Annotated in this window: 4 protein-coding genes; all 4 read left to right on the top strand. The window is 48.4% G+C overall.

Annotated elements, in window-relative coordinates:
- Nucleotides 1-76: 76 nt before the first annotated feature.
- Nucleotides 77-9565 (top strand): non-ribosomal peptide synthetase, encoded by a 9489-nt coding sequence (locus tag GK047_RS10320; protein ID WP_163945192.1) that lies wholly within the window; start codon nucleotides 77-79, stop codon nucleotides 9563-9565.
- Between the two features lie 40 nt (nucleotides 9566-9605).
- On the top strand, nucleotides 9606-11390 hold the full coding sequence (locus GK047_RS10315) for an ABC transporter ATP-binding protein (protein WP_346010315.1): 1785 nt from the start codon (nucleotides 9606-9608) through the stop codon (nucleotides 11388-11390).
- A 41-nt stretch (nucleotides 11391-11431) separates the two neighbouring features.
- On the top strand, nucleotides 11432-13120 hold the full coding sequence (locus tag GK047_RS10310; RefSeq protein WP_163945361.1) for an ABC transporter ATP-binding protein: 1689 nt from the start codon (nucleotides 11432-11434) through the stop codon (nucleotides 13118-13120).
- Nucleotides 13121-13363: 243 nt separating this feature from the next.
- Nucleotides 13364-15058: a M3 family oligoendopeptidase gene (locus GK047_RS10305; protein ID WP_163945189.1), complete on the top strand. Its 1695-nt coding sequence runs from the start codon at nucleotides 13364-13366 to the stop codon at nucleotides 15056-15058.
- Nucleotides 15059-15082: the final 24 nt, after the last annotated feature.

Raw genomic sequence — 15082 nt, 5'->3', positions numbered from 1 at the left:
TCTCCGGGTTTATACCGGGGTACATAGAACGACGGAATATTTCATCTGCATCATATGTTGAAGGGGAGGCTTACGAATGAAGTCGGTGTTTGAAAAAGAGGAAATGTATTGGAACGAAAAGTTTGATACCGAAGACAGTATGAATTTCCTGCCCTATAGCAAATCGTCCAGCAAAGTAAGCACTAACGACGTAAGCATTATAAATCGTACGCTGCCGCATCATCTTTCAGAAAGGATTAACTCCCTGGCAAATGGATTTGATATGGCGGTTTTCGTTATTTTATTAACCGGTGTCAAATGTTTGCTCTATACATATACAGGCAGAGAAAATACGTTAGTAGGAATTCCTGCTCAAACGGAGTTCGATGACGATAATCCGCCTATCCATGATTTTCTAATCATCAAAAATAAACTAAGCAATGAAAGTACATTTAAATCCCTGCTGGGTCAAATTAAAACTTCGGTCAGCGAAGCGCTGGAACATCAACATATCCCTTTCCGGAAAATGATTCGTCAATTGAATTTACAATATACTCCCGACGGCTCGCCGATTGTAAACACGATGGTTTCCTATACAAAAACACATACACTGGCTTTTGAAAAAAGTGTATCGACAGATACCTTGTTTCAATTTGATTCGGAAAATAGCTTGATCCGATTGAGCGTAAGTTTTGACAACAATCGTTATGATCAAGATTTTATGGAACAGATGACGGATCATTTCTTCCGACTACTTTCTGTTGCATTATTTCAACCGGAACTGGAAATCGGTAAAGTAGATGTTTTATCTGAACCCGAGAAGCATGAACTGCTTACCCTGTTCAATGACACACACACGGAATATCCGAAGGAAAAGACGATCCATCAGTTGTTCGAGGAGCAGGCAGAACGGAACCCGGACGCGGTGGCCGTCGTATTCGAGAATCAGCAATTGACATACGGCGAGCTGAACGAACGAGCCAATCGGTTGGCAAGGACGCTAAGAACTGTGGGCGTGCAGGCTGACAACTTAGTAGGTCTTATGGCGGATCGCTCCCTAGATATGATCGTTGGCATCTTGGCGATTCTGAAATCAGGGGGAGCGTACGTGCCGATTGATCCCGAATACCCAGAAGAGCGCATTCGGTACATGATCGAGGATTCGGGAACGCAAGTGATGCTGGCACAGCGTCATTTGCAGGAACGAATCCCACTCCAGAGCACCTTTGTGCCGCTTGATGATGAGGAGTCTTACAACGATGACGGCTCTAATTTGGATGCCGCTAACGTCTCTGCCAATCTGGCGTACATTATTTACACGTCTGGAACGACGGGGAAGCCCAAAGGGATTTTAACGACGCATTGCAACATCGTACGAGTTGTTCGAACGACCAACTACATAGACATCACCGCCCAGGACAACGTGCTGCAATTATCCAGCTACGCCTTCGACGGTTCGACATTCGATATCTTCGGAGCTTTATTAAACGGAGCCAAACTGATTCTCGTTCCCAAGGAAACGATGCTGGATGTCGTGAAATTAGCACAATTGATTGAACAGCGGCAAATATCGACTTTATTTATTACGACTGCATTTTTTAACGTCCTTATTGACGTGGGTGTAGAATGCATGCGCCATATTCGCACCATTCTGTTCGGAGGCGAACGTGTTTCTGTCAGCCACGTGCGTAAAGCGTTAGATTACCTGGGATCGGGCAAAATCAAGCACGTTTACGGTCCGACGGAGAGCACGGTATTTGCGACTTGTTATGACGTGAATGAAGTGGAGGAAGATGCCGTAACCATTCCGATCGGGCGTCCAATCAGCAACACGGCGATTTATATCGTAAATGGAGAGAACGGGCTTCAGCCGCTTGGCGTAGCCGGTGAACTATGCGTGGCGGGAGACGGATTGGCTCGAGGATACTTGAATCGTCCCGAACTGACCGCTGAGAAGTTCGTGGACAACCCGTTCGTGCCAGGGGAACGGATGTATCGAACGGGGGATTTGGCGAGATGGCTGGCGGACGGAAGCATTGAATATGTAGGACGGATCGACGATCAGGTGAAAATCCGCGGCTACCGAATTGAGCTGGGCGAGGTGGAGGCCTATTTGTTGAAGATGGACGCTATCGAGAAAGCGATAGTCGTCGTTCGTGAAAGCGAAGCAGGCGAGAAGCAGTTGTGTGCGTATTTCGCGGCAGAGCGGACGATTCCGGCAAGCGAACTGAAATTGATCATGTCGCAAGAGCTCCCGGGGTACATGATTCCCTCCTTTTTTGTACAGTTGGAGAGTATGCCGCTAACGCCGAACGGTAAGGTTGATCGTAAAGCGCTGCCTGCGCCGGAAGAAAGCTTACAGGCAGAAATCGAATATATAGCGCCTCGAACGCCAGCGGAAGCGAAATTAGCACGGATTTGGCGAGCTGTGCTTGGACTTGGGAAAGTCGGCGCAAAGGATAACTTTTTCGATCTTGGCGGACACTCCTTGCGCGCTACCATGATGGTAAGCAAGCTGCATAAAGAGGAGAACATCAGCCTGTCGCTGCGGGACGTATTCTTGTCCCCGGTTCTTGAAGAGATGGCCGAACTCATTTCCAGAATGGAACAACAAGTCTATGTGTCCATATCACCTATCGAGAAGAGAGACTATTACCCCGTTTCATCCGTGCAGAAGCGGTTGTACATCTTGCATCAGCTTGAAGGAGCGGAACAAAGTTATAACATGCCTGGAGCGATGGTTCTCGAAGGAACGCTGGATCGCAAGCAATTTGAAGAGGCGTTCCGCAGGCTGATTGCGCGCCATGAGACACTGCGCACCGGCTTTAAAATGGTGGATGGCGAACCTGTGCAGCAGGTACATCATGAATTGGATTTTGCGGTGGCTTATATGCAGGCTAACGATGAAGAAGCCAGAGATGTTGTGCGCGGATTCGTTCGTGCGTTTGATTTGGAGAAACCGCCGCTTCTGCGGGTAGGCTTGATCGAACTTGCGAAGGATCGCCATATTATGATGTTTGACATGCATCACATTATTTCGGACGGAACATCGTTGGGTATCATGATGAAGGAATTTGTCCGCTTGTACAGCGGCGAGCAGTTGTCGCCTCTGCGCATTCAGTACAAAGACTACACCGCATGGCAGCATTCCGAATCGCAAAAGGATCAAATGAATCGGCAGGAATCGTACTGGCTGCAGACGTTCAGCGGGAAGCTGCCCGTATTGGAAATGCCAACGGACTATGCGCGTCCTTCCGTCCAAAGCTATGAGGGGGCTATCTACGAATTTGCCATTGATTCTGTGAAGAGCGAAGGGCTGCGGCAGCTTGCGGCCGAAAGCAGAACCACCCTGTATATGGTGCTGCTTGCGGTCTATACGATCTTGCTGCGAAAGTATACGGGTCAGGAAGACATTATCGTGGGCACACCGATTGCGGGGAGAACCCATGAGGATCTGCAGCCGCTTATCGGCATGTTCGTCAATACATTGGCGATCCGCAGTTATCCGGCGGGAGAGAAGACGTTCCTGTCTTATCTGGAGGAAGTTAAGGAAACGACGCTCGGTGCGTTCGATTGCCAGGACTATCCATTTGAGGAATTATTGAAGAATGTGCAGGTGACACGGGATCTCAGTCGCAATCCGTTGTTTGATACGATGTTTGCTTTGGAAAATACGGAGAACGCGGAGTTTGACTTGGAAGGGCTGCGTTTGAACATATACCCGAGCAAGTACACCATGGCGAAGTTTGATCTGAACGTGACTGTGATGGAAAGTGAAAATGAACTCATTTGCAGCATCGAGTTTGCAACTGCTTTGTATAAGAAAGAAACCGTGGAGCGGATGGCGGGGCACTTTGAGCAATTGATCGACGCGGTGATCGGCCATCCGCAAGCCAGCCTTGCGCAGCTTCAAATGGTGACGGCAGCGGAGCAGGCGCAGATTATGGACGTGTTCAATGACACGGCAGCGGATTATCCGCGCGAGAAGACGATCCACGAGCTGTTCGAGGAGCAGGCAGGTCGCACGCCAGAAGCGACGGCTGTCGACTTCGAGAACCAACAATTGACGTATCGGGAGCTGAACGCGAGAGCGAATCAGCTGGCGTGGACGCTGAGAGAAAGCGGCGTTACGGCACAGCAGCCTGTCGGCATCATGGTCGACCGCTCCATCGAGATGGTCGTCAGCGTCCTTGCGGTGCTCAAGGCGGGCGGAACGTTCGTGCCGATCGATCCAGAGTACCCGCAAACGCGTATCCATTACATGCTGGCAAGCAGCGGAGCAAGGCTCGTGCTGACGGAGCAGCCGTGGTTTGCGTCGATTCCGCCAGAAGTGGAGAAGATCGATGTTCACGATGCTTCGTTATACGAAGGCCGTGAGGAGAACTTGCCGAACGAAAACGACGCTTCGCATTTGCTCTATATTATCTATACGTCGGGAACGACGGGGAATCCCAAGGGCGTGATGCTGGAGCATCGCAATCTGGCGAACTTATTGCAGTATCAGTTCACGGCAACGAATATCCCGTTCCCGTCGCCTGTTTTGCAGTATGCGTCAGGCAGTTTTGATGTGTGCTATCAGGAGATGTTCTCCGCCTTGCTGTTCGGCGGATGCCTGTGCCTGATTGGCAATGAGGTGCGCAAAGACCCGAAACGATTGTTTGCGCGCATCGAGGAAAGCAAGATTGAGGTGTTGTATCTGCCTGTAGCGTTCCTGAAGTTCATCTTCACCGAAGCGGAGTGGGCCGAGCAATTCCCACATTGCGTCAGCCATATCATCACGGCTGGCGAGCAGCTTGTCGTGACGCCGCAAATTGAGGCGATCTTGCGAAGCCGAGGCATCTATTTGCACAATCACTACGGCCCGTCGGAAACGCATGTCGTGACAGCGTTCACGATGCAGCCAGAAGCGATTGCGGCTGGGCTTCCGCCGATTGGCAAGCCGATTGCCAATACGAAGCTGTACATTTTGGACGAGGGGCTACAGGTGCAGCCTATCGGAATCGGTGGGGAGCTTTACGTATCCGGGGATTGCGTGGGACGCGGCTATTGGGGTCGTCCCGATTTGACGGACGAAAAGTTTGTGAAGAACCCGTTTGCGCCAGAGGAGCGGATGTACCGAACGGGAGATTTGGCGAGATGGCTGCCGGATGGCAACATCGAGTACCTGGGCCGGATCGACCACCAAGTGAAGATTCGGGGCTTCCGCATCGAGCTAGGGGAAGTAGAGGCGCAACTGCTGAAAGTGGCGGGGCTCCACGAAGCGACCGTGCTAGCGCTGGAGGATGAAGCCGGACAGAAGCAGCTGTGCGCATACTTCGTGGCGGAAGCGGAGCTGACGGCGGGCGAACTGCGAGGCGCGTTGTCGCAGGAGCTGCCGGGGTATATGATCCCGTCGTACTTTGTGCAGTTGGCGAGCATGCCGCTGACGCAGAACGGGAAGATCGACCGAAGGGCGCTGCCGGCACCGGAGGCGAACAAGCAGACGGGAGCGGAATTCGTAGCGCCGCGCACCCGCCTGGAAGCCCAGCTGGCGCGCATCTGGCAAGAGGTGCTCGGCTTGCCGAGTGCCAGCGTGAAGGACAACTTCTTCGAACTCGGTGGACACTCGCTGCGGGCGACGACGCTAGTGAGCAAGCTGTACAAGGAGCTGGGCGTGAATTTGCCGCTGCGTGACGTGTTCCGCTATCCGACGATAGAGGAGATGGCGCAGGCCATCGGGGGGATGGAGCGCAAGGCGTATGAAGCGATCCCGCGTGCGGAAGAGAGGGAGGTTTACCCGCTGTCTTCGGCGCAAAAACGGTTGTACATCATGCATCAGCTTGAAGGAGCGGAGATGAGCTACAACATGCCAGGGGTGATGACGCTTGGCGGTGCGCTGGATCGGGAGCGCTTTGAAGCGGCGTTCCGGGGACTGATCGCGCGTCACGAGACGCTGCGAACGGGGTTTGAAATGCTCAGCGGCGAACCCGTGCAGCGGGTGCACAGTCACGTCGAATTCGCGGTGGAGTACACGCAAGCGAGCGAAGAAGAAGCTGGGGACATCGTGAGCGGATTCATCCGCGCGTTTGAACTGGCGAAGCCGCCGCTGCTGCGAGTAGGGTTGATCGAGCTGGCGAAGGATCGTCATATCCTGATGTTCGATATGCATCACATCATCTCGGACGGCGTTTCGATGAATATTTTGGTAGAGGAATTTGTCCGAATGTACGGCGGGGAGGAACTGATACCGCTAGCGATTCAGTACAAGGATTACGCGGCTTGGCAGCAATCCGAGACGCATAGTGAGCGGCTGAAGCAGCAGGAAGCGTACTGGCTGGATACGCTCAATGGAGAAATTTCGGCATTGGAGCTACAAACGGATTATGCGCGTCCTGCGATCCAAAGGTATGAAGGAGATACGAACTTAAGTATGCTTGATCCGCAGACGAGCGAGTTATTACGCAAACTTGCGTCGGAAACGGGAAGCACCTTGTATATGGTGCTGTTGGCCGCATATAAGGTCTTGCTTCATAAATACTCAGCACAAGAAGACATTATCGTAGGCACGCCAATTGCCGGAAGAGCACATGCAGATTTAGAACCGCTTATCGGAATGTTTGTAGGCACGCTTGCCATTCGCAGCTTTCCGTCAGGAGACAAGACTTTCCTTTCCTATTTGGACGAAATTAAGGAAGCGACCTTAGGGGCCTTTGAACATCAGGACTATCCGTTCGAAGAGCTGGTAGAGAAGGTTCAGGTACCGCGGGATTTGAGCCGCAATCCGCTGTTTGACACGATGTTTAGTCTCGGAAACACAGAGCATGGGAATGTAGAGATCGAAGGATTGCAATTGAGGCCGTACCCCAATGACCATTCCGTGGCCAAATTCGATCTGATCTTTCATGTTGAAGAAAGGGAAGAAGGCATCGCATATAGCTTAACTTATGCAACCGCCTTATATAAGCGGCAAACGGTGGAGCGTATGGCGCTGCATTTCAAACAACTGGTCGAAGTCATTGCAGTGGAGCCTCAGATAAACCTTTCTTCTTTAAACATACTGACAGCAAGCGAGCAGAATGAGATTTTAAATGTGTTTAACGATACGGGTGTGGCGTACCCAAGGGAGAAGACCATTCATCAGGTGTTCGAGGAGCAGGCGGAACGCAATCCTGATGCGGTAGCCGTCGTATTCGAAGACAAGCGATTGACCTATGCGGAGTTGAATACCGCAGCGAATCGAATCGCCTATCTGCTGCAAGATCGAGGAGTGGGCGCGGGCGATTTCGTTGGTATATTCGTTGAGAGATCATTGGACATGGTGATCGGGCTACTGGGAATTCTCAAAGCTGGAGGCGCGTATGTGCCAATGGATCCGTCCTATCCGCAGGAGCGAATTGCTGTGATTTTGGACGATACCCGTATTAAAGTGTTGTTGACTCAGACACATCTACGGGCAAACCTGCCTGAGAATATGCAAGTCGTCTTGTTGGATGCTGTGGATGAGGGATCAAGGGAGATAAGCTGGTCGAATCCGACGCATGAAGCGACTGGAGACGATTTGGCGTATATCGTTTATACCTCCGGCTCTACGGGCACGCCGAAAGGTGTTTGTGTCACACATCGAGGTGTCGTGCGGCTTGTCACTGCAGCTAATTATGTGGACATCAGCGATAAGGACGTGTTTTTGCAAGGCTCGACCCTTTCATTTGATGCAGCCACTTTTGAGATTTGGGGCAGTTTGTTGAACGGAGCAACCCTGGCTATTTTGCCTCCTGGCAACTTGTCGCTCAGCGAATGGTCGCAGGTGATTGGGCAACATGGGGTAACGGTTTTGTGGTTAACGGCCGGATTGTTCCATGTTATGGTAGAGAATCAAATTCAGGCGCTGCAGGGCGTCAAACAATTATTGGTCGGAGGAGACGTCGTCTCCAAACCGCATGCGAAAAAAGTGATGGAGCGCTGCAGTGGGCTGCGGCTCATCAACGGCTACGGACCGACGGAAAACACGACGTTCACGTGCTGTCATGAGATCCGTATGGCGGATGTGGAGAAAGCGTCCATTCCGATTGGCCGTCCGATTGGCAATACGCAGGTGTACGTGCTGGATGGAGCAGGCAAGCTGCTGCCAGTAGGCGTGATCGGCGAGTTGTACATAGGAGGAGACGGACTGGCTCACGGCTATTTGAACCAACCGGAGCTGACAGCGGAGAAGTTCGTAGACAATCCTTTTGCACCGGGAGAACGGATGTATCGAACGGGAGATCTGGCAAGATGGCTGCCGGATGGAACCATTGAGTATGTGGGTCGGATCGACCATCAGGTGAAAATTCGCGGTTACCGGATTGAAATTGGCGAAGTGGAATCGTATCTTTTGAAAATGGCGTCGGTTCAAGAAGCGGTTGTCATTGCGCGCGAGGAGGGGGCTGGCCAGAAGGTGTTGTGTGCCTATTACGTGGCTGAGCGTTTGCTTCCTGCTAGCGAATTAAGAAGCATGCTTTCTCAAGAGCTGCCCGCTTATATGATTCCGTCTTACTTGGTGCAGCTTACAGAGCTGCCATTAACACCGAATGGTAAAGTAGATCGCAAAGTGCTGCCAGCACCAGAGGGAAGTCTACAATCGGGTGTGGAATATGTAGCGCCGCGTACGCCACAGGAAGAGCAGCTCGCACGAATCTGGGAGGATGTGCTCGGAATTGCGAAAGTCGGGGTGAAGGATAACTTCTTTGATCTCGGAGGTCACTCTCTAAGCCTGATGCAATTGATACAGCGAGTGTTTACTGAAACCGGAGTGGAGATTTCCTTCCATAAAATGTTCCAGAGTCCAACTGTTGAAGCGATGGCGTATGGCATTTGGGAATCCGATCTCGACGAGAAAAAGAGCAACCAATTTATGAAACTTAATGAACATGGATTCATGAATGTCTTTTGCTTCCCTCCCGGCCTCGGGTACGGCTTAAGTTATTTGGAGCTAGCACAGAAACTGGAGTCTCACTGCATCCTCTATGGTGCCGATTATATGGATGATACCGAATGCTACGAAACGATGCTCAATCGTTATGTGGATGCGGTCGTCAGCATTCAGGATCAGTCCCCTTACGTATTCATGGGATACTCATTGGGCGGCAATTTAACATTTGAGGTTGCCAAAGCAATGGAGAAGAGAGGCTATCAGATATCGGATATTATCATGATTGATTCTCTCAAAAAAGAAACCATCGCTCCATTGGATCAGTTGGAAAGCAGCATCGATCAAATACTTGAAGGTGCGGGAGAATCGGAAAAAGAACTGTTGGCCAATCCGTTTATTCGTAACCGCGTCAAACATAAAATGCGTTCCTATTGGACCTACGTTTCGCAAGTCATCAATTCAGGCACCGTTCAGGCAAACATTCACGGGTTAATTGCAGAAAAGTCTGAAGTAGGAACGCCTGATGATATTCATGTGAAATATTGGAATGAATCTACGGCGCTAAACTATCGCGAATATCAACTCGTCGGGGTTCATGAAAAGCTGCTCGCTGCCGAATATCTTGAAGAAAATGCTAAAGTGATTGAGCGGATCGTTCATCAAATCAGAGAACAAACGAATCAAAAGGTGTTGTCGTAAGCTTATCCATACCGTGCATACCTTGAAAGGGGCCAATTTGGTGGTAGAAGAACGGAAAGTTGTATCACCCCTACGGAAGTCAGTCCTTTGGCTGCTGTCGTTTACGAAATCGCACAGGGGATGGATGATCGTTGGCATTCTATCCGCAATTGCCGCATCGCTTATCGAGGTATGGACGGGCAGTTTAATCCAACAATTAACAACGAAGACCGACCATGGGGAAGGTCAGTCGGTCCTGCGAATTGTTTATACGATTCTTATTGTTATTTTGATAGGAGTCCCCGCGAAATTCTTCATGGTTTACGGCATTCAAAGAAGCAGTGCCCAAGCGATGCGAGATATTCGCAATCACATGATGAACCATATAGGGAAACTGCCTGTTCATTATCTTGAAAAACAACATTCTGGAGATCTTGTTTCACGGTTAACCAATGATCTGCAGCTCGTCTACCAATTTATGATTCGAGACTTGGCGGGGTGGTTTTATCATCCGCTTGTGCTTATCGGCTGTTTGACGTATTTGATCTGGATGCAATGGGAGCTAGTACTGTTCAGTTTGCTGCTAGTTCCCGTCTCCTTGCTCGTTTCGCAATGGATCGGTAAACAACTGCTGCAGCTAACGGAGGAAGCTCAAGAGAATATGGGCCTGATGAATGTAAATTTACAGGATACATTGGGTGGGATGTCGATAGTTAAAAGCTATTTGTTGCAGGGGATCATGTTTCGCTCCTATCAGTCTCTGCTTCAATTGACTTTACAAAAAAAACTGGCTGTGAAAAGACGAGAGGCATGGATGAATCCCGTTTTATTTACCCTTATGGTCAGTCCGATTATTTTCTCCGTCATATACGGAAGCTATCTGATCTCCAAAGGATTGTTCGGCACAGGCGAGCTCATTGCATTTCTTTACTTGCTGAATTTATGCTTGGAGCCGCTTCAGCACATACCCAATCTCATTACGAATACGTTTGAAATGGTCGGAGCGTTAAAGAGAGTATCCGAAATCATAAATGAACCTGTAGAGAATCAAGAAGGGCAATCCATTGTGAGAACAGACCAGCCCCCTATTCAGTTTGATAACGTTAGTTTTGCTTACGACGACAATGCACCTATCCTGCGAAATATGAGCTTTACAGTAGCCGAAGGGGCGACTGTGGCATTAGTCGGGGCAAGCGGCGGGGGAAAAAGCACGATAATCAAACTCTTGTGCGGATTTTACTCGCTGGAAGCTGGCCAAGGAACGATTAATGTGTTCGGTCAGTCTATCCTTAACTGTAATCCGAATGAGTTGCGATCACACTTTTCTGTCGTTACGCAAGATGCGTATTTGTTTAGCGGTACAGTTGCCGAGAACATTGCATACGGGCGCGAGGGCGCTTCGATGGAAGAAATTATGGAAGCGGCAAAGTTTGCTAATGCGCATGTTTTCATTGTGGATCTTCCCGAAGGATACCAGACAGAAGTGGGAGAAAGAGGAGGAATCTTATCCGGCGGGCAGCGGCAGCGCATCACCATTGCACGTGCATTTCTGAAGAACGCGCCGATCTTGCTGTTGGATGAACCCACATCTGCTTTGGATACGGAGTCTGAATCGTTGGTCCAGGAAGCGCTGAACGTTCTGATGAAGAAAAGAACGACCATCGTCATTGCGCATCGGTTGTCTACGATTGAAGAAGCGGACGAAATCTGGGTGATGGAGAATGGTGAAATTGCGGAAGCTGGAAATCACCATCAATTGTTAGAAAAGAAAGGGTTGTACGCCAGAGCGTACAACCAAGAATTCACAAGCAATCTTTCTTATGGCAAGGAGGTCGCCTACTCGTGAAAGTCGTAGAATTGACCGCATACGCGAAAGAAATCAAGTACATGATGAGCTTTATGGACAGAAAGCGAAAAATCCAGTACTCCATAGGCATTGGTGTAAGCACGATTATTCAAACCTTATTCCCCTTGTCATTTAGCTTGGTTGTTCAGAGTTTGGTCAAATATGCGGAGTCCCGAGATGCATCCTTGCTGTTCCAAGCACTTTTCGTATTAGCGGGTTCGTTAGTGCTACTAAACTTGGTCGCTCCAACGTTTATGTATATGTTTCACCGCAGTGTGGAACTTACGATGGTAGACATTAAGGAACGCCTATACAGAAAAATTTGCAAATTTCAGGTTGGCTATTTGGAACGAAATCACAATGGGGATTTAGTTTCACGGATGAATAACGATGTATTGGCCATGGAAGTGACATATGGTGGTTTTTTTATGGCGATATTGTTGGAAATTATGGTCTGCATAGGATCAATCGTGATGATGTTCTTTATTCAGTGGCAGTTTGCCTGCGCCTCGTTTCTGATTCTGCTCAGCGCATTTCTGATCAGCACACGGTTTGTTGGATACATTCGTGTCATGTTTAATGAGTCGCTTCAAATTACTGCTAAGATGACCGAGAAATTTTCAGATTTTATCGGAGGCATTCGCCTTGTTAAATTGTTTCATATCAGCCCGATCTTAGCCCAGTATGGGAAACTAAATGAGCAGGTGACAGAGGTTTCCACGCAAATTGCCAGTAAAAATGGCATGCTGAATGCAGTGAATCATTTTGTCAGTTACATTACGTTCTGTGGAATTATTGTTATTGGCAGTTTGTTATATGCTTATGGCATCATTGGGATGGGAGACGTAGCGGCATTGGCCGTTCTTCAAGTCTATTTGTCACAATCCTTTATGAATTTGGGTACGCTTCTGTCCCTTGTTCAAAAATCGTTGGCAGGCGCTCATCGCGTACAAGAAATATTTGATGAGAACGAGGAGCCTGAGCGCCTCGGCACTTTAGAGCATGACCGGACTTCATCCACTATGGTTGAGTTTCAAGGCGTGGATTTTGCCTATCAATCTGATAAAAAAGTGCTATGCGAGATGTCCATGCAGATTCATCCAGGGCAAGTTACGGCCATTGTTGGCGCAAGCGGAAGCGGCAAGAGTACAATCATAAAACTACTGCTGGGGTTTTACCCCATGGATGGCGGAGCCATTCTGATTCAAGGCAAATCGTTAGGCCATTACACGGTAGATGAGCTTCGGAGACAAATGGCCTATGTGCCCCAAGACGCTTTTCTGTTTACCGGGACGATTGAAGACAATATTCGTTACGGTAATCCGCAAGCGACAGAAGACGAGGTGATAGAAGCGGCTAAGGCTGCTTATGCCGATCATTTTATCCAGGAATTCCCTGAACAGTATAAGACCCAAGTGGGGGAACGAGGAGCGTCCCTCTCGGGCGGACAGCGTCAGCGAATTGCCATTGCAAGGGCAGTGCTGAAGAACGCTCCGATATTATTGCTGGATGAAGCTACGTCGGCATTGGATACCGAATCGGAATATTGGGTACAGCAGGCTTTGAACCAATTGATGAAAGGGAGAACGACTATTCTGATCGCTCATCGATTAAGTACGGTCGAGAAAGCTGATTTTATCTTTGTGATGAACAAGGGAACAGTTGTAGAAAAAGGCACTCATCAAGAGCTTATTGAACGCAGAGGCTATTATTCAAGATTATATGGATAGCGACTACGCGGAATTGTAGTTCAATAGCATGAGGGCTGCCTAGGGGCAGCCCTCTGTTACATTCATGGGCAAGCAAAAAACATCCAACATGACAGATATATTTGGCCCCCAAGTCCCACATGTAGTTCAATAAATTCGGGGGAACACCGAGGACTGATAAGAAACGTTGGAGAAGGCGAATTCGGAGCCACTTTGCATTAGTATAGAAGATAGATTGTTTTTAAAGAGAGGATGCATGCACGTATGAAATTTAGCCAATATCTTTATGAACGTCCTAACTTAGAAGAAGTGGAACAGAAATTCAAATCATTGCTAAGTAAATTTAATCATGCTAATAGCTTCGATGAGCAGGATCAGATTATGACATCTATCAATAAACTGCGCAGCGAAATTGAGACGCAAGGAGAAATCGTAGGCATACGCCATTCTATCGATACCAATGATGCTTTCTATAAGGCAGAACGGGATTACATGGATGAGACTGGACCGATCATTCAGGAATACATAACGGAATTCTACCAAGGGCTTGTCGATTCTAAGTTCAGAGTGGACCTTGAGAAGAGATGGGGAAGTCAACTTTTTCAGTTAGCTGAGCTTTCACTCAAGACGTTCAAACCTGAGATCATTGAAGACCTGCAACTTGAGAACAAGCTAACAACAGAATATTCACAGCTTATTGCATCTGCTAAAATTAGGTTTGAAGGTGAGGAACGTACATTACCTCAACTGATTCCGTTCGAAGAATCCAAGGATCGAGACATGAGACGTCGCGCTGCGGAGGCCAGATTCGGATTTATGGCGGAGAATGAAGAGACGTTCGATCGTATTTATGATGATTTGGTCAAAGTACGGACGAAGATGGCTCATAAGCTAGGTTTTGACAATTATATTGAGCTGGGTTATGCACGTATGAATCGTATAGATTATAACGCAGAGATGGTCGCTAATTTCAGAGACCAAGTGTTGGAACATATTGTACCTGTAGCGGCTAAATTGAAGGAACGTCAGAAGAAGCGTATCGGTGTAGAGCAAATGTACTATTACGATGATGGCTTCAGCTTCAAATCAGGAAATGCTACGCCAAAGGGAGATCCCGAATGGATTCTTCAGAATGGTTCGAAGATGTACAGTGAACTTTCACCAGAAATGAACGAGTTTTTTACGTATATGGTTGATAATGAATTGATGGATCTTGTGAGTAAGAAAGGGAAAGAAGACGGGGGTTATTGCACGTTCTTAAGCGATTATGGTTCACCTTTTATTTTCTCCAATTTTAATGGGACTTCTGGTGATATTGACGTTCTAACACATGAGGCAGGTCATGCCTTCCAAGTGTATGAGAGTAGACATTATGAAGTGCCAGAATACAATTGGCCTACTTTTGAAGCAGCAGAAATACACTCGATGAGTATGGAATTCTTCACTTGGCCTTGGATGGAGATCTTCTTCAAGGAAGATGCAGAAAAATATCGGTTCAACCATCTCGCAGAAGCATTATTATTTATACCTTATGGTGTAGCGGTGGATGAATTCCAACACTATGTATATGGGAATCCAGAGGCTACACCAGCGGAACGCAAGCGTGCTTGGCGTTCTCTTGAGAAGAAATACTTGCCTTACCGTGATCAGGAGAACAATGATTATTTATTACGCGGTGGATTTTGGCAGAAACAGGCTCACATCTTCGAAACGCCATTCTATTATATTGATTACACGCTTGCTCAGATCTGCGCCATGCAATTCTGGAAACGCATGAATGAGGATTGGCAATCAGCATGGAAAGATTATTTGAAATTGTGTCAATCAGGAGGAAGTCAGTCTTTTACAGGGCTAGTTAAGGTTGCAGGTCTAATCTCTCCATTCGAGAATGGTTGTGTAGCTTCTGTTATCGGGCAGATTGAGAACTGGCTGGATAGCGTGGAGGATCAACTTTTGTAAGAGAAATGTAGGAAATATGGAGCC

Source organism: Paenibacillus sp. SYP-B3998 (genome assembly GCF_010820665.1).
Taxonomy (GTDB): Bacteria; Bacillota; Bacilli; order Paenibacillales; family NBRC-103111; genus Paenibacillus_E.
Note: the sequence above shows the minus strand (reverse complement) of the source record. Positions and strands in the feature narration are given on the sequence as shown.

Excerpts from the sequence above, each read along its gene's own strand:
- GK047_RS10305 (WP_163945189.1), top strand. The coding sequence starts at position 13,364 with ATGAAATTTAGCCAATATCTTTATGAACGTCCTAACTTAGAAGAAGTG.
- GK047_RS10310 (WP_163945361.1), top strand. The coding sequence starts at position 11,432 with ATGATGAGCTTTATGGACAGAAAGCGAAAAATCCAGTACTCCATAGGC.
- GK047_RS10320 (WP_163945192.1), top strand. The coding sequence starts at position 77 with ATGAAGTCGGTGTTTGAAAAAGAGGAAATGTATTGGAACGAAAAGTTT.